At 55.6% G+C, this 20,771-nt stretch carries 17 protein-coding genes; 14 read left to right on the top strand and 3 right to left on the bottom strand.

Annotated features, from left to right (window positions below; translation table 11 throughout):
- Positions 1 to 158 precede the first annotated feature (158 nt).
- The 4 genes from xylF to xylR all read left to right on the top strand — a co-directional run bounded on the left by xylF (position 159) and on the right by xylR (position 5,136).
- The gene (xylF, locus tag ABFV38_RS00805; RefSeq protein ID WP_008502746.1) at positions 159 to 1,151 is read left to right on the top strand and encodes a D-xylose ABC transporter substrate-binding protein; all 993 of its coding nucleotides are present in this window, start codon (positions 159 to 161) and stop codon (positions 1,149 to 1,151) included.
- Between the two features lie 72 nt (positions 1,152 to 1,223).
- Entirely contained in the window at positions 1,224 to 2,765 is a 1,542-nt protein-coding gene (locus ABFV38_RS00800; RefSeq protein ID WP_111967672.1) for a xylose ABC transporter ATP-binding protein, read from the top strand.
- Complete coding sequence (xylH, locus tag ABFV38_RS00795; RefSeq protein WP_048992867.1) at positions 2,743 to 3,924, top strand: xylose ABC transporter permease XylH; 1,182 nt, start codon at positions 2,743 to 2,745, stop codon at positions 3,922 to 3,924. The genes ABFV38_RS00800 and xylH overlap by 23 nt, the downstream gene beginning before the upstream one ends.
- Positions 3,925 to 3,957: 33 nt before the next feature.
- The gene (gene xylR, locus ABFV38_RS00790; RefSeq protein WP_021242460.1) at positions 3,958 to 5,136 is read left to right on the top strand and encodes a D-xylose utilization transcriptional activator XylR; all 1,179 of its coding nucleotides are present in this window, start codon (positions 3,958 to 3,960) and stop codon (positions 5,134 to 5,136) included.
- 39 nt (positions 5,137 to 5,175) lie between these two features.
- Here xylR and ABFV38_RS00785 read toward each other — a convergent pair whose 3' ends face one another.
- On the bottom strand, positions 5,176 to 6,000 hold the full coding sequence (locus ABFV38_RS00785) for a protein bax (protein WP_048028064.1): 825 nt from the start codon (positions 5,998 to 6,000) through the stop codon (positions 5,176 to 5,178).
- Between the two features lie 314 nt (positions 6,001 to 6,314).
- On the opposite strand from ABFV38_RS00785, the gene ABFV38_RS00780 reads away from it, so the two are divergent.
- The 4 genes from ABFV38_RS00780 to ABFV38_RS00765 all read left to right on the top strand — a co-directional run bounded on the left by ABFV38_RS00780 (position 6,315) and on the right by ABFV38_RS00765 (position 13,115).
- Positions 6,315 to 8,345, top strand: coding sequence for an alpha-amylase (locus ABFV38_RS00780; RefSeq protein WP_348958203.1), 2,031 nt, complete (start codon positions 6,315 to 6,317; stop codon positions 8,343 to 8,345).
- Positions 8,346 to 8,541: 196 nt separating this feature from the next.
- On the top strand, positions 8,542 to 9,798 hold the full coding sequence (gene avtA / locus ABFV38_RS00775; protein WP_045907877.1) for a valine--pyruvate transaminase: 1,257 nt from the start codon (positions 8,542 to 8,544) through the stop codon (positions 9,796 to 9,798).
- Positions 9,799 to 10,103: 305 nt separating this feature from the next.
- A complete protein-coding gene (locus ABFV38_RS00770; protein WP_348958201.1) occupies positions 10,104 to 11,306 on the top strand; it encodes a collagen-like triple helix repeat-containing protein in 1,203 nt (400 codons plus the stop codon).
- Positions 11,307 to 11,396: 90 nt separating this feature from the next.
- Positions 11,397 to 13,115 carry a POTRA domain-containing protein gene (locus ABFV38_RS00765; protein ID WP_348958199.1) on the top strand — a complete coding sequence of 573 codons (1,719 nt, stop codon included), beginning with the start codon at positions 11,397 to 11,399 and terminating at the stop codon, positions 13,113 to 13,115.
- On the opposite strand, the gene ABFV38_RS00760 is transcribed toward ABFV38_RS00765, so the two are convergent.
- Entirely contained in the window at positions 13,099 to 13,554 is a 456-nt protein-coding gene (locus tag ABFV38_RS00760) for a 4Fe-4S dicluster domain-containing protein (RefSeq protein WP_348958197.1), read from the bottom strand. The two genes, ABFV38_RS00765 and ABFV38_RS00760, sit on opposite strands and share 17 nt — an antisense overlap.
- A 3-nt stretch (positions 13,555 to 13,557) precedes the next feature.
- Positions 13,558 to 14,376 carry an IclR family transcriptional regulator YiaJ gene (gene yiaJ, locus ABFV38_RS00755; RefSeq protein WP_021242452.1) on the bottom strand — a complete coding sequence of 273 codons (819 nt, stop codon included), beginning with the start codon at positions 14,374 to 14,376 and terminating at the stop codon, positions 13,558 to 13,560.
- Between the two features lie 224 nt (positions 14,377 to 14,600).
- Here yiaJ and yiaK point away from each other — a divergent pair, with 224 nt between their 5' ends.
- The 6 genes from yiaK (at position 14,601) to ulaD (ending at position 20,769) form a co-directional block, all read left to right on the top strand.
- Positions 14,601 to 15,599: a 3-dehydro-L-gulonate 2-dehydrogenase gene (gene yiaK / locus ABFV38_RS00750; protein WP_048226569.1), complete on the top strand. Its 999-nt coding sequence runs from the start codon at positions 14,601 to 14,603 to the stop codon at positions 15,597 to 15,599.
- A gap of 10 nt (positions 15,600 to 15,609) precedes the next feature.
- On the top strand, positions 15,610 to 16,077 hold the full coding sequence (locus ABFV38_RS00745; protein WP_348958195.1) for a YhcH/YjgK/YiaL family protein: 468 nt from the start codon (positions 15,610 to 15,612) through the stop codon (positions 16,075 to 16,077).
- Between the two features lie 151 nt (positions 16,078 to 16,228).
- Positions 16,229 to 17,155, top strand: a complete 927-nt coding sequence (locus tag ABFV38_RS00740) for a DUF4862 family protein (protein WP_348958193.1) — start codon at positions 16,229 to 16,231, stop codon at positions 17,153 to 17,155.
- A 43-nt stretch (positions 17,156 to 17,198) separates the two neighbouring features.
- Positions 17,199 to 18,518 carry an MFS transporter gene (locus ABFV38_RS00735; protein ID WP_025910539.1) on the top strand — a complete coding sequence of 440 codons (1,320 nt, stop codon included), beginning with the start codon at positions 17,199 to 17,201 and terminating at the stop codon, positions 18,516 to 18,518.
- A gap of 95 nt (positions 18,519 to 18,613) precedes the next feature.
- Positions 18,614 to 20,119 carry an FGGY-family carbohydrate kinase gene (locus ABFV38_RS00730; RefSeq protein ID WP_348958190.1) on the top strand — a complete coding sequence of 502 codons (1,506 nt, stop codon included), beginning with the start codon at positions 18,614 to 18,616 and terminating at the stop codon, positions 20,117 to 20,119.
- Positions 20,116 to 20,769 carry a 3-keto-L-gulonate-6-phosphate decarboxylase UlaD gene (ulaD, locus tag ABFV38_RS00725; RefSeq protein ID WP_047071174.1) on the top strand — a complete coding sequence of 218 codons (654 nt, stop codon included), beginning with the start codon at positions 20,116 to 20,118 and terminating at the stop codon, positions 20,767 to 20,769. The genes ABFV38_RS00730 and ulaD overlap by 4 nt, the downstream gene beginning before the upstream one ends.
- The last annotated feature ends 2 nt before the right edge of the window (positions 20,770 to 20,771 follow it).

The raw sequence follows: 20,771 nt of genomic DNA, 5'->3' as shown, positions 1-20,771 counted from the left end.
CGCGGTCATAAATTCAGAAATAAACCAAATATCGTAATGAGAAGATAAAAATCTGTAATTGCCAGCCCGCCTTTCCGCGTTAAAAATTTGCTGCGTCTCAGCAGTGAATGTTTCTTTTATCTCAGCAACACATACCCCTACAAAAAGGCCTAATAATTATGAAGATAAAGAACCTGACCCTAACGCTCTGCACTACGCTCCTGCTTGCCAGTTTTGCCGGTCATGCCAAAGAGGTCAAAATTGGCATGGCGATTGACGACCTGCGCCTGGAGCGCTGGCAAAAAGATCGCGATATCTTTGTAAAAAAAGCGGAATCCCTCGGTGCAAACGTGTTTGTTCAGTCGGCTAACGGCAACGAAGAAACGCAAATGTCGCAGATCGAGAATATGATTAACCGTGGCGTCGATGTGCTGGTCATTATCCCCTATAACGGCCAGGTATTAAGTAACGTGGTGAAAGAAGCCAAACAAGAAGGCATAAAAGTGCTGGCTTATGACCGCATGATTAATAATGCGGACATTGATTATTATATTTCGTTCGATAATGAAAAAGTCGGCGAATTACAGGCACAAAGCCTGATCGACAAAGTGCCTCAGGGCAATTATTTCCTGATGGGCGGCTCTCCGGTGGATAACAACGCCAAGCTGTTCCGCGAAGGGCAAATGAAGGTCCTTAAACCGTACATCGACAACGGGAAAATTAAAGTGGTTGGCGATCAATGGGCCGACGGCTGGCTGCCAGAAAACGCGCTGAAGATTATGGAAAATGCGCTGACGGCCAACAACAACAAAATTGATGCGGTTGTGGCCTCCAACGATGCCACCGCAGGCGGTGCGATTCAGGCATTAAGCGCCCAGGGGCTGGCGGGTAAAGTCGCCATTTCTGGACAGGATGCCGATCTGGCTGGCGTAAAACGCATTATCGCAGGCACCCAAACCATGACGGTCTACAAACCGATTACCGAGCTTGCCAATACGGCGGCGGAAATCGCCGTGGAACTGGGCAATGGCAAGCAACCTAAAGCAGACGCAACGCTGAATAACGGGCTGAAAGACGTTCCGGCTCGCCTGCTCACCCCTATTGAAGTCAATAAAGAGAACATTGACGCCACCGTCATTAAAGACGGCTTCCACAAGAAGAGCGAACTGTAATCCGGCGCGGCCCCTGCTTTGCAGGGGCGCATCACGTTGTACTGTTCTTCCCTCGGTTTATGTGGAGCAGTTATGCCTTATTTACTTGAAATGAAAAGCATCACCAAGCGCTTCGGCACGGTGAAAGCCGTCGATAACGTCAGTCTCCGGTTGAACCCCGGCGAAGTCGTTTCGCTGTGTGGCGAGAACGGCTCAGGCAAGTCAACGTTGATGAAAGTGTTGTGCGGGATCTACCCGTATGGCAGTTACGAAGGCGAAATCGTTTTTGCTGGCGAAGTTATCCAGGCGACTCACATTCGTGATACCGAACGTAAAGGCATCGCCATCATCCACCAGGAACTGGCGCTGGTGAAGCATCTCACCGTGCTGGAGAACATTTTCCTTGGGGCCGAAATTTCCCGCCACGGCGTGCTGGATTACGACACCATGACGCTACGTTGTGAAAAGCTGCTCGCGCAGGTGAGTCTCAGCATTTCACCGGATACCCGCGTGGGCGACCTGGGACTGGGGCAACAGCAGCTGGTTGAAATCGCTAAAGCGCTCAATAAACAGGTCAGGCTGCTGATCCTTGATGAGCCCACGGCCTCGCTCACCGAACAGGAAACTGCGGTACTGCTCGATATCATTCGCGATCTGCAAAATCACGGCATCGCCTGCATCTACATTTCGCACAAGCTGAACGAGGTTAAAGCCATTTCGGACACCATCTGCGTGATCCGCGACGGGCAGCACATCGGCACGCGTGAAGCCGCGGGCATGAGTGAAGATGACATCATCACCATGATGGTAGGACGCGAGCTGACGGCGCTCTACCCGAATGAGCCTCACACCAAAGGTGATGAAGTGTTGCGCGTGGAAAATCTGACCGCGTGGCACCCCGTTAACCGCCACATCAAGCGTGTGAATAACGTCTCGTTTTCTCTGCACAGCGGCGAAATTCTCGGTATCGCCGGGTTAGTCGGTGCCGGGCGCACTGAGGCCGTACAGTGTCTGTTTGGCGTGTGGCCAGGGCGCTGGGAGGGCACGATTTATATCGACGGCCAGCCGGTGAAAATCGACAACTGCCAGCAGGCGATCGCCCGCGGCATTGCCATGGTGCCGGAAGACCGCAAAAAAGACGGCATCGTGCCGGTTATGGCGGTGGGGAAAAACATTACGCTGGCGGCGCTCGATCGCTTCTCCGGCGCGCTGAGCAGCCTGGACGATGCCGCCGAGCAGCAGTGCATCCTTCAGTCACTCGCCCGATTGAAGGTCAAAACCTCCTCACCGGAACTGGCCATTGGCCGCCTGAGCGGCGGCAACCAGCAAAAGGCTATTCTGGCGCGCTGCCTGCTTCTCAATCCACGCATATTAATCCTTGATGAGCCGACGCGCGGAATTGATATCGGTGCCAAATATGAAATCTACAAATTGATTAATCAGCTTGTACAGCAAGGGATTGCCGTCATTGTCATTTCGTCTGAGTTACCCGAAGTGCTCGGCCTGAGCGACCGTGTACTGGTCATGCACGAGGGAAAACTGAAAGCCAACCTGATTAACCAGAACCTGACGCAGGAGCAGGTGATGGAAGCCGCTTTAAGGAGCGAACGTCATGTCGAAAAGCAACCCGTCTGATATCAAAGTCGCCGTTCCGACGCCTGGTGCGTTCGCAGGGCTAAAAGCGCTGAACCTACAGGTTTTCGTGATGATCGCGGCGATTATCGTCATCATGCTCTTCTTTACCTGGATGACTGATGGTTCGTACCTCAGCGCGCGTAACGTCTCTAACCTGCTCCGCCAGACCGCTATCACCGGCATTCTGGCCGTCGGCATGGTTTTCGTGATTATCTCCGCGGAAATCGATCTGTCGGTCGGTTCAATGATGGGGCTCCTCGGCGGCGTGGCGGCGATTTTTGACGTCTGGCTCGGCTGGCCGCTGCCGCTGACCGTGGCGGTCACGCTGGTATTAGGGCTGGTACTGGGGGCCTGGAACGGCTGGTGGGTAGCCTACCGTAAAGTGCCGTCGTTCATTGTCACCCTCGCGGGGATGCTGGCCTTCCGTGGGATCTTAATCGGCATTACTAACGGCACCACCGTCTCCCCGACCAGTGCGGCCATGTCGCAGATTGGTCAGAGCTACCTCCCGGATGGCGTGGGCTTTACCATCGGCGTGGCGGGATTGCTGGCGTTTGTTGCATGGCAGTGGCGTGGACGCATGCGTCGTCAGGCGCTGGGGCTGGCGTCGCCAGCATCCACGTCGGTGGTGGGACGTCAGGCGCTCACGGCCGTCATTGTGCTGGGCGCCATCTGGCTTTTAAACGACTATCGCGGTGTTCCGACACCCGTACTGCTGCTGACGTTTTTACTGCTGGGCGGCATGTTTATGGCCACGCGCACCGCGTTTGGCCGCCGTATTTATGCCATCGGCGGCAACCTTGAGGCTGCCCGCCTCTCGGGCATTAACGTTGAACGCACCAAACTCGCGGTCTTCGCCATTAACGGCCTGATGGTCGCCATCGCCGGGTTGATCCTCAGCTCGCGTCTGGGGGCGGGTTCACCCTCCGCCGGTAACATCGCCGAGCTGGATGCTATCGCCGCCTGCGTTATTGGCGGCACCAGCCTCGCAGGGGGTATCGGCAGCGTCGCGGGCGCGGTGATGGGGGCATTTATCATGGCGTCGTTGGATAACGGGATGAGTATGATGGACGTCCCGACGTTTTGGCAGTATATCGTCAAGGGGGCCATTCTTTTACTGGCAGTCTGGATGGACTCGGCCACCAAGCGACGGGCCTGATAACGGTATTGTGACTTAATTGGGAAGTGAGCCATGTTTGAAAAGCGTCACCGCATTACGTTGTTATTCAATGCCAACAAAGCCTACGACCGTCAGGTGGTAGAAGGCGTGGGTGAATATTTGCAGGCGTCGCAATCCGAGTGGGATATCTTTATTGAGGAAGATTTTCGCACCCGTCTGGAGAACATCAAAGACTGGCTGGGCGATGGCGTTATCGCCGACTATGACGACCCCGTCATTGAGCAACTGCTGACCGACGTCGACGTTCCGATCGTGGGCGTCGGCGGCTCCTACCATTCGCCCGAACACTATCCGCCGGTTCACTATATTGCCACCGACAACCATGCCCTGGTCGAGGCCGCGTTTCTCCATTTAAAAGAGAAAGGCGTCCACCGCTTCGCGTTTTATGGTTTACCCGCCACCAGCGGCAAGCGCTGGGCCGTTGAGCGTGAGCACGCATTTTGCCAGCTGGTCGCGCAGGAGAAGTATCGCGGCGTGGTCTATCAGGGTCTGGAAACTGCCCCGGAAAACTGGCAGCACGCGCAGAACCGTCTCGCTGACTGGCTGCAAACGCTTCCGCCGCAAACCGGCATTATTGCCGTGACGGACGCCCGCGCGCGGCATGTGCTGCAGGTCTGCGAACACTTACACATTCCGGTGCCCGAAAAACTGTGCGTGATTGGCATCGATAACGAAGAGCTTACCCGCTACCTGTCCCGCGTGGCGCTCTCCTCCGTTGCCCAGGGCACGCGTCAGATGGGCTATCAGGCGGCAAAGCTGCTGCATCGCCTACTGGATAAAGAATCTCTGCCGCTTCAGCGCCTGCTGGTGCCTCCTGTTCGCGTCGTAGAACGTCGCTCGACCGATTATCGCTCCTTAAGCGACCCGGCCGTCATTCAGGCCATGCACTATATTCGCAACCACGCCTGCAAAGGGATTAAGGTCGATCAGGTGCTGGATTCGGTGGGCATTTCGCGTTCGAATCTGGAGAAGCGCTTCAAAGAAGAGGTGGGCGAAACCATTCATGCCGTTATCCATGCTGAAAAGCTGGAGAAAGCACGCAGCCTGCTCATCTCCACGTCGCTGTCGATCAACGAAATTTCGCAGATGTGCGGTTACCCGTCGCTGCAATATTTCTACTCGGTGTTCCGCAAAGAGTATGACACCACGCCGAAGGAGTATCGGGATCGCCACAGCGAGGTGCTGATCTAGAAAAGAAAACGCCTTCCAGTGGAAGGCGTTTTTTTGAGATTACATATGAGCGGCGATTAAGCGCTGGTTATCCTGGTACATAGCGAACAGATAGTTGTTATAGCTCTGTCCCTTAGTCGAATACCCTTTCAGCTTGTGGATCATCGTACTGGCCGTCACTTCCTGGTCCGCTTTACGCAGCTGAGCGCGTGATTTACGGAACGATGAGTAGGCCGGGTGCGTGTTCAGATTCACCACATAGGCGTTCACGGAATCTTTCACGGATTCAAACTGCGAATAGCCTTTCACCTTGCCGGGCGCATTCGTACAACGGCCTTTCACGCATTTCATGCCGAAAAGGTTGTTGTTGTTACGCGCAAGCTTAGACGTTCCCCAGCCGCTTTCGGCTGCAGCCATGGTCGCAACCATGCTGCCCGGGATGATATCCACACGCTCAAGAAGAGCATTCCACGGCACACGACGCGTGTTCCCGTTCCAGCTCAGCTTATAGCGCTTCGTGATATCTTTCAGACGCGCGCGCTCTGACGGCGACCAGCGGCTATCGTACTGTTTGGAAATCAGCCAGTTACGATCCGCAGTAATCGCGGCATTTTGACTCGTGATGTAAGGCATTACCGTCCGGAGAAACGCTTTTTTCCTTGGTGTTCCGGAAGGGTATTTTCGCAAATCAGGAAGTGAACTACTCTTTGCACTATTGCGAGAATACTCTTGTTTACTGCTAACCTTACTACTTGTCGTCTTTATTACGTGGGCTTTCTTACTCGTTGTATCCGTGTGCGTCTTCGCAAGCACCTCACCCGAAAATGCCGTGGTGAGTAACATGAGTATCGCAGCCCCATATCGTCGAATGGGAGTCGATATCATTAGGTCTCCTGGTCGGATGTAATCATCCTAACACCTTATTTTTTTCACAAATTTGAGAGCGGAATCTCAAATCATATCAAAAATAGACTTCAAGAGCACGTATAGAAATAGTCCAATTCCGAAACTATGTCACCTGAAACTTGCTCATAAAAACATCATTTCCGGAAAAATGTGTGCGTTATCGCAGATAACTGCCTAGTTTTGCGCAAGATCACTCATCCTCACGCATCCTCCTGGCAGAAAGCGACAGGGGATGAGTTTTTCCCGCCCGCCTGCTGGCACACTGGTCAAAAAATCCGCGACAGGAACCAGGAATGAAACGCACCGCAATAGCCTTTCTGATGTTACCCGCACTGGCACATGCCGACTGGTCATCGCCGGGGTTTGGCGCATTTCGCGCCGAGGGCACCGGGATTTTCACCAGCCAGGCAAAGCTTGCGAAGGGTACGCGTCCTCTTACGCTGAGTTTTGACAAGACGTGCTGGCAGCCCACAGGCGCGATAAAACTCAATGAGATGCTGTCGCTCAAGCCCTGTGACGGCGCTCCGCCGCAGTGGCGCCTTTTCCGCGACGGTGAATACCAGATGCGGATTGATACCCGATCCGGCACGCCCACCCTGCTGCTGGCAGTTCAGAGCGCGACAGAACAGCCGGTGGCCAACGTTATCCGCCAGTGTCCGAAGTGGGACGGTAAGCCGCTGACGCTGAACGTCAGCCATACCTTCCCGGAAGGCTCCGTCGTGCGCGACTACTACAGTAAACAGACGGCGACCGTACAGGATGGGAAAATCACCCTGCAGCCAGCCGCCAACAGTAACGGCCTGCTGCTGCTTGAGCGCGTCGAAACCGACAGGCCGGCACCGTTTAGCTGGCAAAACGCCACCGTCTATTTTGTACTGACCGACCGCTATGTGAATGGCGACCCGAGCAACGACAACAGCTATGGACGCCATAAAGACGGCATGCAGGAGATTGGCACGTTCCACGGTGGCGATCTAAAGGGGCTGACCAGCAAGCTCGATTACCTGCAGCAGCTGGGGGTAAATGCGCTCTGGATAAGCTCCCCGCTTGAGCAGATCCACGGCTGGGTAGGCGGCGGAACCAAAGGTGATTTCCCGCATTATGCCTACCACGGCTACTACACCCAGGACTGGACAACGCTCGATGCCAACATGGGCACTGAGGATGACCTGCGTCAGCTTGTTGATGAGGCGCATAAGCGCGGCATTCGCATCCTGTTTGATATCGTCATGAACCACGTTGGCTATGCCACGCTGGCAGACATGCAGGAATTTCAGTTTGGTGCCCTGTACCTTCAGGGTGATGAACTGAAAAAGACGCTGGGAGAACGCTGGACGGACTGGACGCCTGGCGCAGGCCAGACCTGGCATAGCTTCAACGACTACATCAACTTCAGCGACAAGGCCGCATGGGAAAAATGGTGGGGCAAGAAATGGATCCGTACCGACATCGGTGATTACGATAATCCCGGCTTCGACGATTTAACGATGTCGCTGGCGTTCCTGCCCGACCTGAAAACGGAATCCACCGTCGCTTCCGGGTTACCCAATTTCTATCAACATAAGCCCGATACCCACGCGAAAGCGATTCCGGGCTATACCCCGCGCGACTACCTGACCCACTGGCTCAGCCAGTGGGTACGTGACTACGGCATCGACGGTTTCCGGGTGGATACCGCGAAACACGTTGAGCTTGCGGCCTGGCAACAGCTGAAAGACCAGGCAAGCCAGGCGCTGGCCGCCTGGAAAGGCGCTCACCCGGATAAAAAGCTCGATAATGCACCGTTCTGGATGACCGGGGAATCCTGGGGCCACGGCGTCATGCAGAGCGATTATTACCGCCACGGTTTTGACGCGATGATTAACTTTGATTATCAGGAGCAGGCGGCAAAAGCGGTGGATTGTCTGGCCGATATGGATCTCACCTGGCAGCAGATGGCGGAGAAACTGCAAAGCTTCAACGTGCTGAGCTACCTCTCATCCCACGATACGCGCCTGTTCCGCGAAGGGGGTCAGCGCGCGGCGGAGCTGCTTCTGCTGGCACCGGGCAGCGTGCAAATCTATTACGGGGATGAGTCCGAGCGTCCATTCGGGCCGACAGGCTCCGACCCGCTGCAGGGCACCCGCTCGGATATGAACTGGCAGGACGTCACGGGCAAGCAGGCCTTAACCGTCGCCCACTGGCAAACGCTGGGTCAGTTCCGCGCCCGCCACCCGGCGATTGGTGAAGGCAAACAAACCACGCTGTCGCTGAAAGAGGGGTATGGCTTCGTGCGCGAGCACAAGGGCGATAAGGTGATGGTGGTATGGGCGGGTAATCAATAGATCAATCCCCTCACCCTAACCTTCTGCCCTAAGGGGAGAGGGCCGGGGTGAGGGAAATTCCACCAGAACTATTCACTACACAAGCCCACTCCTGCCCTATAAAACAACAAATCCGACCACACCACCCGATTTGCACCAACACGGTGCTAGCGTTATGGTTACCCACTTTCAAAATAAGCTCGACAGATCACCTGCTATGACGTTTTCACTTTTCGGCGACAAATTTACCCGCCATTCAGGCATTACTCGCCTGATGGAGGACCTCAACGACGGGCTGCGCACACCGGGCGCAATCATGCTCGGCGGCGGAAACCCGGCTCAAATCCCGGAGATGAATACCTATTTCCAGACCCTGCTCGCTCAGATGCTGGAAAGCGGCAAAGCAACCGATGCGCTTTGCAATTACGACGGCCCGCAGGGTAAAACCGAACTGCTGGCACTTCTCGCCGAAATGCTGCGTGACGAGCTGGGCTGGGATATCGAACCACAGAATATTGCACTGACAAACGGCAGCCAGAGCGCGTTTTTCTACTTGTTTAACCTGTTCGCAGGACGTCGCGCCGACGGCACCACCAAAAAAGTGCTGTTCCCGCTGGCACCGGAGTATATCGGCTACGCTGATTCCGGCCTGGAAGAGGATCTGTTCGTCTCCGCGCGCCCGAACATTGAGCTGCTGCCGGAAGGCCAGTTCAAATATCACGTCGATTTTGAACACCTGCATATTGGCGAAGAGACGGGCATGATCTGCGTATCGCGCCCGACTAACCCAACGGGCAACGTAATCACTGATGACGAACTGATGAAGCTGGATGCGCTGGCAAATCAGCACGGCATCCCGCTGGTGATCGATAACGCCTACGGTGTACCGTTCCCGGGCATTATCTTCAGCGAAGCACGTCCGCTGTGGAACCCGAACATTGTCCTGTGCATGAGCCTCTCTAAGCTGGGTCTGCCGGGCAGCCGCTGCGGCATCATCATCGCCAATGAGAAAATCATTACCGCCATCACCAATATGAACGGCATTATCAGCCTTTCTCCGGGCGGCATTGGCCCGGCGATGATGTGCGAAATGATCAAACGCAAGGACCTGCTGCGTCTGTCAAATGACGTGATCAAGCCTTTCTACTACCAGCGCGTTCAGGAGACGATCGCGACACTTCGTCGCTATTTGCCGGAAGAGCGGTGCCTGATCCACAAGCCGGAAGGGGCAATTTTCCTGTGGCTGTGGTTTAAGGATTTACCTATCACCACCGAACTGCTTTACCAGCGCCTGAAAAAGCGCGGCGTACTGATGGTGCCGGGCGATTATTTCTTCCCAGGTCTGGATAAGCCGTGGCCGCATACCCATCAGTGCATGCGCATGAACTACGTCCCCGATCCGGAAAAAATCGAAGCGGGTGTTAAAATTCTCGCCGAAGAGATCGAAAAAGCCTGGCGCGAAGGCAATTGTTAAATAATAAGGCTCTTCAAATGAAGAGCCTTATTTTTCCGTGATCTGAATCTTATATTAAGGATATATCCTGTAGCGCTTTATTTATCATCCCCCTTGAGTTTCCTTAGGAATATTCCTTTAATTTACGCTCACTAACTTTCCCCTCAATAATTAAGGATCAATTAAAGATCTTAACTTATTGTTATTTTGAAACAACCCTCTGCAACGCAGGGAAATACCTTTCCGAGCCACTTTCATGCATATTTAAAAATAGGGCATATACTCACTAATACGCCGCTCGGCGTTCTTTTGCGTGGAGTATTCATATGCTACCTAATAATGTTAGTCGCATCAGCGCTATCGCTGTTGCGGTACTGCTCGCGTTCTCTCTTTCTGCCTGCAGTGGAAGCGGTGGCGGCTCTCATCACTCAACGGCCAAAAATAACCCTGCGACGGGAAGCAGCAGCGGCTCAGGTGATGGTAGTGGCACGACCGCGGACAATGGCGGTTCGGGCAGCAACGGCTCGGGTACCGGGACGGGTTCAGGTACCGGGACAGGCGCTGGTGGCGGAACGGGTTCTGGTTCAGGCTCAGGAGGCAATGGCGGCGGAGGAACCGGAACAGGCAACACGGGCGGTGGCGGAACCACTACCGCAGGCGTAAATACGATACTGGGTGATGCCGGTAAAACCGTAACCAGCGTCGGATCGACGGTGGATGGCCTTGGTAGCCAGCTTCCGACAAATAACCCCGTCACGTCAACCGTTTCAACCACCGTCAGCGGTGTTGGCAGTGCCGTGTCCACCGTGGGGACAGGCGTCACGACTGGCGTTGGCGATCCAAACAACCCGAACGGTGTGGGTACCACGGTTAAAGGCGTGACCACGTCGGTCACCTCCCTTGGCAATACCGTTTCAACAGTAGGCACGGGCCTGGCGAGCTCCACTTCCGGAACACCGGTCAGCGGCGTAACCGGCCTGACGGGCAGCGTGGTCAACAGCACCGGGCAACTGGTCAGTAACACCGGCACGGGTCTTACCAACACGGTAAGCAGCCCTGCGGTCACTCAGGTAACAATCGATACCACGACCCTGGCTAACAAGACGCTGGGCGGGGTACAAGGCGTGACGCAAAGCGTAGGCACCACAACGGGTCTCGGCACACCGGTCAACGGTCTGCTGACCCAGGTGGGTGGCACCGTCAGCGGCGTGGGGACCAACATTAGCAGCAGCAATAGCGGGCTTAGCGGTGTCGGTCAGGTCGTTCAAAATGTCGGCCAGACGGTCACGGATAGCGGTACGCTAGTGAAACCCACATCAACCACCGGAGGCAGCGGCACAGGATCTCTGACGGCCGATGCCAATGTGACAGCCACAAACAATAGCCTGAGCACAACGGTCAATACCACCCTCAATACGCTGACTGCGGGTGTAACGGCCAATGCAGGCACAACCCAAAACACATCTACGACAAACCCGATTAACGGACTCAACACGTTAACCACCGGTCTGCTGACGCCAAAACAGTAACCTGCTTATTGTCATTCTGCGCCCCTGGTTCAGGGGCGCTTTATACAGCGACACTCCCCCTAACCGGGAATGATGAACAGGGATAGCGCGATGAAACACCACTTCCTTTTTTCGCTGACGGGGCTGGTTGTGCTGAGCATGGCCCGCGCCGATACATTGCCCTCTATTATTAACCCTGATAACCCGGCGCAAGTTTCTCGTAACGTTGCCCCCGAACAGACGGAGGCCGTCCCGCAGCCGAAAGTCAAAATAGAAAAACCGCAGTCAACGCTGACGCCTGAAACGCCCATTACGATTAATCACATTCAGTTTATTGGCGGCACGCGTTATCCCTTGCAGGAATTACTTCAGCCCTTCAGGCCTTATGCCGGAAAAACCGTGCCGCTAAAAACGCTCACCGGGCTGGTAAACGATATTACGGCGCGCTATAAGGCCGACGGTTTTCCGCTCTCCTATGCCTGGCTGCCCGATAATAATTTCCAGCAGGGGAATATTAAAATTGTTCTGGTTGAAGGCTATGTCGCTCACAGCGACATCACCAGTAATAACCCGCACATCGCCGAACGTCTTAAACGTTTGTCCGAAAAAATCATGGCGGAAAAACCGCTGTCTCAGGATACGTTCGATCGCTACAGCCAGCTGATGACGCGCACCCCGAACGTTCCGGTCACGGCTAACGCACAGTTGCCAACCAATATTTATGGCGCGGCGGCGATGCAAATCACCGGCAACCAGGAGCGGAGCTGGAATATCGCCTCGACGATCGATACCCGTAAAGGGCAAGATTTAATGATGCTGAACGGCACGCTCAGCAACATGACAAGTTATGGCGATCAGCTTGGTGTGGCCACGCTTGTGCCGTTAGATAGCAACACGCGAAAAAACTATGTCGGGCTCAACTGGCAGCAGTTTTTAAACGATGAAGGGCTGACGATGCAGCTCAAAGGCAGCTATTACCGCGAAGATCCGCGAGATTTTTCGCCCCTGCTCTCTTTGCCGAACAATATCAACGTCGATTCGAAGCAAAAAACAACGCAATACAACGGTGGCGTGACGTTTGGCTATCCCCTGCTGCTGACGCAAAAATCACAAATTAATCTGACCGGCGGTTTTGATTACACCGACCGCCAGGATGATTATGCTCTGCAGGCCAGACTGCAGGGCAAAACCTATCGTCTGGACTCCGTCAACCAACACGCGCGTTATCCGGCGCTGGAAGTGGGCGTTAATGGTGCGCATCAGTTCACAACCGCCAGCATCAGCGGCCGACTCAACGTGCGTCAGGGCATAGATGCGATGGGTGCCGATATCGTCTCGGCTCCCAGGCCCGATATGAATTTCACGCTCACGAAAAGCTATCTGGACGCAGCCTGGCTGTTTGCCGACAAGTGGCGGCTTTCAACATCCTGGGAGGGAGACTGGTCAAATAACACGTTGCCAGAACCCGAACGCGTTAGTTTCGGTGCCCAGCGGTTTGGCCGTGGATACCAGGACAGTGAAGCAAGCGGTGATTACGGCTATGGCGGGCAGGTAGAACTGCGCTATATCCAGATGCGAAAAGAGAGTACCTGGCTTGCCACAATCCAGCCCTACATCCTGGCCGATACCGCGCAAACCTGGTTTAACACCTCAGGTTTGCCTCATCAACGGCTCGGGTCAGTGGCGACCGGCGTGATGGTAGGCGATACCCGCCACTATAGCGTCACGGTTGAGGCGGCAAGACCCGTAGGGGATGTTCCGACAGACAGTCGCAACAGAGACTGGCGCTACAGTCTGACGTTTACGTGGAATTTCAATAAAATGCAGTAAGCCTTTCAGCCCGAATACTGACAGGATCAACGCAGCACAGCGCGTGGGTTGGACAGGCCTCCACGCAGGCCGGTCCGCCTTCGCGATGACGGCACAAATCACATTTCAGCGCTTGTGCCCTGTTTCCCACCAGCCGTACCTGCATCGCCCCAAACGGACAGGCGACCATACAGCTCTTGCAGCCAATACAGCGCGTCTGCTCAACAAGCCAGGCGCCCGCCGTACGGCTGATGGCATGGGTTGGGCAGACGTTGGCACAGGGGGCATCCTCGCACTGATGGCACCCCACCGCCGTTGTGTAGTCGTCCCCTTTCACTACCCGAAGGCGGGAGGTAAAAGCCTGCGCGGTGAAATCGTCCTGATGCGCGACCGCACAGGCTACTTCACAGGTGCGGCACCCGATGCATTTTTCCGCATCCGCCATGATAAATCGGTTCATCTGTTACGCCTCGCGTACGTTAAAACCCAGCTCTTTTGAGATAGCCTCTGCCGTTTCGCGCAGCGGTTTGAGCAGGTTCTTCTCGCCCACCTGCTTCATGCGCGACGTCGATAGCGAGATAGAGATCGCATACGGGACGCGGCCGTGAATATCAAACACCGGCACGGCAATACAGGAGACGCCCAGCTCGTTCTCTTCTTTGTCCATCGCCATGCTGCGATCGCGAATTTCCGCCAGTTCATCATACATGGCGCTCAGTTCAGTGATGGTGTTGCGCGTCAAAGGTTGGATCTGTTCCTGATGGCTTTCCCAGTAGCTCGCCACGTAATCCTGATGGCCAAACGCCATGTAGATCTTGCCCATCGCGGAGCAGTAGAGCGGCATATGCTGGCCAATATAGGCACGCGTGCGCAGCATACCGGTTGTCGGTTCGAGCTTGTAAATCAGGATGGCGTGGTCATCTTCCCGGCTGGAGAAGTTCACCGTCTCGCCGGTCGCAATGTTCAGCGCTTCGAGGTGCGGAGCAGCCACGTGAATGATATTCAGCGACGACAGCGCCTTTTGCCCGACGGCGATAAATTTGGTGGTCAGGCGATAGCTTCCCGCGGCGGGTGCCGGGGTCACGTACCCGCACGACTGTAGCCCCTGCAGCAAGCGGTGCACGGTGCTCTTGTTCAGCCCCGCCAGTTCCGATAAATGCGCAAGCGGACACCCGTTCGGATAGTTGCTGAGGATCTCAATCAGCATCAGGCCGCGAAACAAGCTCTGGCTGCCTGCTGGCCTCTCTTTTTCTTGCGTCATTTCGCTCTCTTTCATGCTCATTACATGGCTCCTTTTCATCGCGACCTGATGGTAGCGCAAAGTGTGGGTCAGTTCACGATCTCAACAGAAAAAACACAACCAGTTGATTTTAATCGATTTTGAAAAACATGAATGTCGTTGATCTGACAAAATTTGATCGCTATATTTGAAATCAGATTTCGCATAGTGGAATTTAGCGATAAAAAAGCACTCACACTTGCCCTTAAAAGAACAGGAGAACAGGGATGAAAGTGACCTTCGAAGAGTTGAAAGCGGCGTTCAATCGGGTTCTGCTTGATCGCGGCATAAAAGCGGAAACCGCAGACGCTTGCGCCGAGATGTTTGCCCGCACCACGGAATCCGGCGTCTATTCGCATGGTGTGAACCGCTTCCCACGCTTTATTCAGCAGCTTGATGCAGGGGATATCATTCCTGACGCCCAGCCCAAACGGGTGATGACATTAGGCGCCATCGAACAGTGGGATGCGCAGCGCTCCATTGGCAACCTGACGGCGAAGAAGATGATGGATCGCGCCACCGAGCTGGCGTCCGATCACGGCATTGGTCTGGTGGCACTGCGTAACGCGAACCACTGGATGCGCGGCGGCAGCTACGGCTGGCAGGCGGCGGAGAAGGGCTATATCGGCATTTGCTGGACCAACTCGATTGCCGTGATGCCCGCGTGGGGATCAAAAGAATGCTGCATCGGCACGAACCCGCTGATCGTTGCCATTCCGTCGAACCCGATCACCATGGTCGACATGTCGATGTCGATGTTCTCCTACGGCATGCTGGAGGTGAACCGCCTGGCCGGGCGCGCATTGCCGGTAGATGGCGGCTTTGACGACGAAGGTCACCTCACCAGAGAGCCGGGCGTGATCGAGAAAAACCGCCGTATTCTGCCCATGGGCTACTGGAAAGGGTCCGGCTTATCCATCGTCCTCGATATGATCGCCACCCTGCTCTCAAACGGATCTTCCGTCGCGGAAGTGACCCAGGACAACAGCGACGAGTACGGCGTATCGCAGATCTTCATCGCCATTGAGGTGGATCGCCTGATCGATGGCCCAACCCGCGATGCCAAACTGCAGCGCATTATGGACTTCATCACCACCGCCGAACGCGCGGATGAGAATGTCGCCATCCGTCTGCCGGGGCATGAATTTACCCGTTTGCTTGAAGAGAACCGCCGCAACGGCATCACGGTTGACGACAGCGTGTGGGCGAAAATCCAGTCTCTGTAAGGAGTGGGCCATGATATTCGGACATATTTCCCAGCCAAATCCGTGTCGCCTGCCGCGGGCAATTGAAAAAGCCCTTCATTTTCTGCGCACGACGGATTTCTCTCTCCTGGCGCCAGGCGTAGTAGAAATTGAAGGTCGCAATATTTTTGCCCAGGTTCTGGATCTGACAACAAAGAATCTGCACGAGAATCGCCCGGAAGTGCATCGCCGCTATCTGGATATCCAGTTCCTGGCCTGGGGTGAAGAGAAAATCGGTATCGCGATTGATACCGGTAATAACGAAATAAGCGAATCATTACTGGAACAGCGCGATATTATTTTTTATCACGACAGTGAAAATGAGTCGTTTATCGAAATGATACCCGGCAGCTATGCCATATTTTTTCCGCAGGATGTGCACCGTCCTGCCTGTATTAAAAACAAGGAAACCACAATTCGTAAAATTGTGGTGAAAGTGGCAATCAGCGAATTAGATTAATTTTCTGATATACCCTAAATAATTCGAGTTGCAGGAAGGCGGCAAGAGAGTGAATCTCCAGGAGCTTACATAAGTAAGTGACTGGGGTGAACGAGCGCAGCCAACGCACATGCAACTTGAAGTATGACGGGTATAAATACAGGAACGCGAAATGACCAATACCGGTTTTATTATTGGTGCGTACCCCTGCGCACCCTCGTTTCACCAGAAAGGGGAACAAGAAGAACAAACCTTCTGGCGGGAACTTTCCGACACGCCGAATATTCGCGGGCTGGAACAGCCTTGCCTTGAAAATCTTCATCCCCTTGGTGACGAATGGCTGTTCCGCCATACCCCGGGGGACTGGCAAATCGTGGTCACGGCAGTAATGGAAACCATGCGCCGCCGCGGCAGCAACGGCGCATTTGGCCTGGCCTCGGCTGACGACACGCAGCGTAAAGCGTGCGTGGACTTTTACCGACATTTGCACCAAAAAATTAACGCCGTGAATACCCGTTATCCGGGCAAAGTGATTGCTCTGGAAATGCAGGCCGCCCCGCAGGCGGGCAATGCCTCGGTCGAACAGGCTACAGAAGCGTTTTCCCGCTCCATCCGTGAAATAACACGCTGGGACTGGGACTGCGATCTGGTGCTGGAACACTGCGATGCCATGAACGGCCCGGCACCGCGCAAGGGCTTCCTGCCACTGGAGCAGGTGCTGGAGGTGGTGAAAGACACGGATATCAGCGTCTGCATCAACTGGGCGCGGTCGGCCATCGAAGGCCGTAACACCACCCTTCCCCTTGACCACGTTCAGGCCGCGCTTAATGCCGGGAAACTGGGTGCGCTGATGTTTTCAGGCACCACCCCCGGCGGGGAGTACGGTGAATGGCAGGATCTGCACGCGCCATTTTCCTCCTTCTGTGCCGACAGTCTGATGTCCACTGAACGTGCAAAAGCACTCTTTACTGCGGCGAGCGCCGCAACGTTGAAATTCTCCGGTATTAAATTACTGGAAATAAATGCTAATGCTGATGTCAGCCATCGCATCGCCATTTTGCGCGACGGTATCAGCGCAATGAATAAAGCAACGCAATAACAATAAGAAAAGTTTATTCCGGTTACCTACTGAGAGATTAACTATGAATATTTCTACTCATGCTCTACATGCGGACATTCCGCGCCAGCGCTGGCTAAGAATCATTCCTCCTATTCTTATCGCCTGTATTATTTCATATATGGACCGCGTGAATATCGCGTTTGCAATGCCGGGAGGTATGGACGAAGAATTAGGTATTACCGCCACCATGGCAGGCCTCGCGGGCGGCATATTCTTTATCGGCTATCTGTTCCTGCAGGTACCCGGCGGCAAGATTGCGGTGCACGGTAGCGGCAAGAAATTTATCGGCTGGTCACTGGTCGCCTGGGCGGTGATCTCGGTGCTCACGGGTCTCGTGACGAATCAGTACCAGCTGCTGGTGCTGCGCTTCTTACTCGGCGTGGCGGAAGGCGGGATGCTGCCCGTTGTGCTCACCATGATCAGCAACTGGTTCCCGGATGCCGAACGCGGTCGCGCCAACGCAATTGTGATCATGTTCGTACCCATCGCCGGGATAATCACCGCCCCGCTGTCGGGCTGGATTATCACCGCACTTGACTGGCGCTGGCTGTTCATCATTGAAGGTCTGATGTCCATTGTTGTGCTGGTGCTCTGGGCATTCACGGTCTACGACCGTCCGCAGGAAGCCCGCTGGATCTCAGCGGCAGAGAAAAACTATCTGGTACAAACGCTGGCGGCTGAACAACAGGCCATCGCCGGAAAAGAGGTGAAAAATGCCTCGCTCAGCGCGGTGCTGTCTGACAAAACCATGTGGCAGTTGATCGCCCTGAATTTCTTCTATCAGACCGGGATTTACGGTTACACCCTCTGGCTGCCGACCATTCTGAAGGAGTTGACGCACACCAGCATTGGTCAGGTGGGGATGCTCGCCATCCTGCCCTACATCGGCGCCATTGCGGGCATGTTCCTGTTCTCCTCGCTTTCTGACCGCACCGGCAAGCGCAAGCTGTTTGTCTCCCTGCCGTTGATTGGCTTCGCGCTCTGCATGTTCCTCTCCGTAGCCCTGAAAGCAAACATCTGGCTGGCCTATGCCGCACTGGTGGGCTGCGGTTTCTTCCTGCAATCCGCCGCCGGCGTGTTCTGGACGATCCCGGCAAGACTGTTTAGCGCAGAGATGGCGGGCGGCGCGCGCGGCGTGATCAACGCCCTGGGCAACCTCGGTGGCTTCTGCGGCCCCTATGCCGTTGGCGTGCTGATCACCCTGTACAGCAAAGATGCGGGCGTCTACTGCCTGGCCGTTTCACTCGCGCTGGCGTCGCTGCTGGCCCTGCTGTTGCCGGCGAAATGCGATGCCGGTGCAGAGCCCAATCCCACGGTAAATCCCCATAAACGTGCGGCCTGATGCCCTCACCCCAGCCCTCTCCCACGGGGAGAGGGAGAAAACCAAACCGTAGGCCGGGTAAGCGCAGCGCCACCCGGCAATTAAGCGAGATGAAGATGAGTGAAAAAGAGACCTTCTGGCTGGGTATCGATTGTGGCGGTACTTATCTGAAAGCCGGTTTATACAACAGCCAGGGCAAAGAAGTCAGTATCGAACGCCGCTCCGTTGCCACGCTCAGCCCGCGAGCGGGCTACGCCGAGCGGGATATGCATCAGCTGTGGCAGCACTGCCACGCAACCATCGCCGCGTTGCTCAAGAATGCAGGCGTAAACGGCAACCAGATCAATGGGGTCGGCATTTCTGCTCAGGGTAAAGGGCTGTTTCTGCTCGATAAACAGGATCATCCGTTGGGCAATGCCATCCTCTCCTCCGATCGCCGGGCACTGGAGATTGTGCAGCGCTGGCAGCAGGACGGCATTCCCGAAAAACTCTACCCGCATACGCGCCAGACGCTGTGGACCGGGCATCCGGCCTCGCTTCTGCGCTGGGTCAAAGAGAACGAGCCGCAGCGCTATCAGCAGATTGGCTGCGTGATGATGGCGCACGACTATCTGCGCTGGTGCCTGACCGGCGTGAAGGGCGGTGAAGAGAGCAACATCTCCGAGTCCAATCTCTACAACATGAATACCGGGCAGTATGACCCGCAGCTTACGCGCTGGCTCGGGATTAGCGAGATTGACGGCGCCCTGCCGCCGATTGTCGGTTCAGCAGAAATCTGCGGGGAAATCACCGCTCAGGCAGCCGCCCTTACCGGTCTCGCGGCGGGCACGCCCGTCGTGGGGGGACTGTTTGATGTGGTTTCCACCGCGCTCTGCGCCGGACTGCAGGACGAGCACACGCTGAATGCCGTGATGGGCACCTGGGCCGTCACCAGCGGGATCGCCAGTGCACTTCGCAGCAACGAACCCTTCCCCTACGTTTATGGCCGCTACGTGCATCCGCAGCAATACATCGTTCACGAAGCCAGCCCGACGTCGTCTGGCAATCTTGAGTGGCTCACCGCGCAGTGGGGCGACATGTCGTTCAGCGAGATCAACCACGCCGTCGCCAGCCTGCCGAAAGCCGAAAGCGATGTGTACTTTCTGCCGTTCCTCTATGGCAGCAACGCCGGGCTGGAGATGACCAGCGGCTTCTACGGGATGCAGGCGCTACACACCCGCGCGCACCTGCTGCAGGCGGTTTATGAGGGCGTGGTGTTCTGCCACATGACCCACCTCAACCGCATGCTCGAACGCTTTACCCACGTTCATGCCCTGCGCGTGACGGGTGGTCCAACCCATTCGGACGTGTGGATGCAAATGCTTGCGGACGTCAGCGGGCTGGCGATTGAACTGCCGCAGGTAGAAGAGACCGGCTGTTCCGGCGCGGCGCTGGCCGCCCTGGTCGGCACCGGCGTGTATCCCGATTTCCATACGGCGCAATGCGCCCTCCGACACGACATTCGTGTCATTGAGCCTGACATGCACGCCCATGCGGCCTATCAGCGCAAGTATCAGCGCTATCAGCTACTGATTTCAGCACTACAGGGCTATCACGCCCGAGTTAAGGAGAACAACCTATGAGCCGACCATTACTGCAGTTGGCGCTCGACCATACCTCTCTTCAGGCCGCGCAGCGTGATGTCGCGACGCTTGCCGATCACGTTGATATCGTCGAAGCGGGCACCATTTTGTGCCTGACCGAAGGGCTAAACGCCGTGCGCGCCCTGCGCGAGCAATGCCCGGATAAAATCATCGTTGCGGACTGGAAAGTGGCCGATGCCGGAGAAACGCTGGCAGAGCAGGCGTTTGGCGCGGGGGCAAACTGGATGACCATCATCTGCGCCGCCCCGCTGGCCACCGTTGAACGCGGCCACGAGGTAGCCCTGCGCCGCGGGGGAGAAATTCAGATGGAGCTCTTTGGTCACTGGACGCTGGATGATGCTCGCGCATGGCATCGCATCGGCGTGAAGCAGGCCATTTATCACCGCGGACGTGACGCACAGGCGAGCGGCCAGCAGTGGGGTGAGGCGGATCTCGCAAAAATGAAAGCGCTCTCCGATATCGGTTTGCAGCTTTCGATTACCGGCGGTATCACCCCCGCCGACCTGCCGCTGTTTAAGCAAATCAACGTCAAAGCCTTTATTGCCGGACGCGCGCTGGCAGGTGCCGCCAATCCACCGCAGGTGGCACAGGCATTCCATTCGCACATTCGCGACATCTGGGGAGCGTAACC

Origin of the sequence: Enterobacter cloacae complex sp. Mu1197, from assembly GCF_040059225.1 — a bacterium.
GTDB lineage: Bacteria > Pseudomonadota > Gammaproteobacteria > Enterobacterales > Enterobacteriaceae > Enterobacter > Enterobacter quasiroggenkampii.
This window is presented reverse-complemented; position numbering and strand designations above follow the sequence as displayed.

Coding starts and splice junctions, on each gene's coding strand:
- yiaK (WP_048226569.1), top strand. CDS start 14,601: ATGAAAGTGACCTTCGAAGAGTTGAAAGCGGCGTTCAATCGGGTTCTG.
- yiaJ (WP_021242452.1), bottom strand. CDS start 14,376: ATGAGCATGAAAGAGAGCGAAATGACGCAAGAAAAAGAGAGGCCAGCA.
- ABFV38_RS00770 (WP_348958201.1), top strand. CDS start 10,104: ATGCTACCTAATAATGTTAGTCGCATCAGCGCTATCGCTGTTGCGGTA.
- xylF (WP_008502746.1), top strand. CDS start 159: ATGAAGATAAAGAACCTGACCCTAACGCTCTGCACTACGCTCCTGCTT.
- ABFV38_RS00800 (WP_111967672.1), top strand. CDS start 1,224: ATGCCTTATTTACTTGAAATGAAAAGCATCACCAAGCGCTTCGGCACG.
- ulaD (WP_047071174.1), top strand. CDS start 20,116: ATGAGCCGACCATTACTGCAGTTGGCGCTCGACCATACCTCTCTTCAG.
- ABFV38_RS00745 (WP_348958195.1), top strand. CDS start 15,610: ATGATATTCGGACATATTTCCCAGCCAAATCCGTGTCGCCTGCCGCGG.
- ABFV38_RS00730 (WP_348958190.1), top strand. CDS start 18,614: ATGAGTGAAAAAGAGACCTTCTGGCTGGGTATCGATTGTGGCGGTACT.
- ABFV38_RS00740 (WP_348958193.1), top strand. CDS start 16,229: ATGACCAATACCGGTTTTATTATTGGTGCGTACCCCTGCGCACCCTCG.
- xylH (WP_048992867.1), top strand. CDS start 2,743: ATGTCGAAAAGCAACCCGTCTGATATCAAAGTCGCCGTTCCGACGCCT.
- ABFV38_RS00765 (WP_348958199.1), top strand. CDS start 11,397: ATGAAACACCACTTCCTTTTTTCGCTGACGGGGCTGGTTGTGCTGAGC.
- avtA (WP_045907877.1), top strand. CDS start 8,542: ATGACGTTTTCACTTTTCGGCGACAAATTTACCCGCCATTCAGGCATT.
- ABFV38_RS00760 (WP_348958197.1), bottom strand. CDS start 13,554: ATGAACCGATTTATCATGGCGGATGCGGAAAAATGCATCGGGTGCCGC.
- ABFV38_RS00785 (WP_048028064.1), bottom strand. CDS start 6,000: ATGATATCGACTCCCATTCGACGATATGGGGCTGCGATACTCATGTTA.
- xylR (WP_021242460.1), top strand. CDS start 3,958: ATGTTTGAAAAGCGTCACCGCATTACGTTGTTATTCAATGCCAACAAA.
- ABFV38_RS00780 (WP_348958203.1), top strand. CDS start 6,315: ATGAAACGCACCGCAATAGCCTTTCTGATGTTACCCGCACTGGCACAT.
- ABFV38_RS00735 (WP_025910539.1), top strand. CDS start 17,199: ATGAATATTTCTACTCATGCTCTACATGCGGACATTCCGCGCCAGCGC.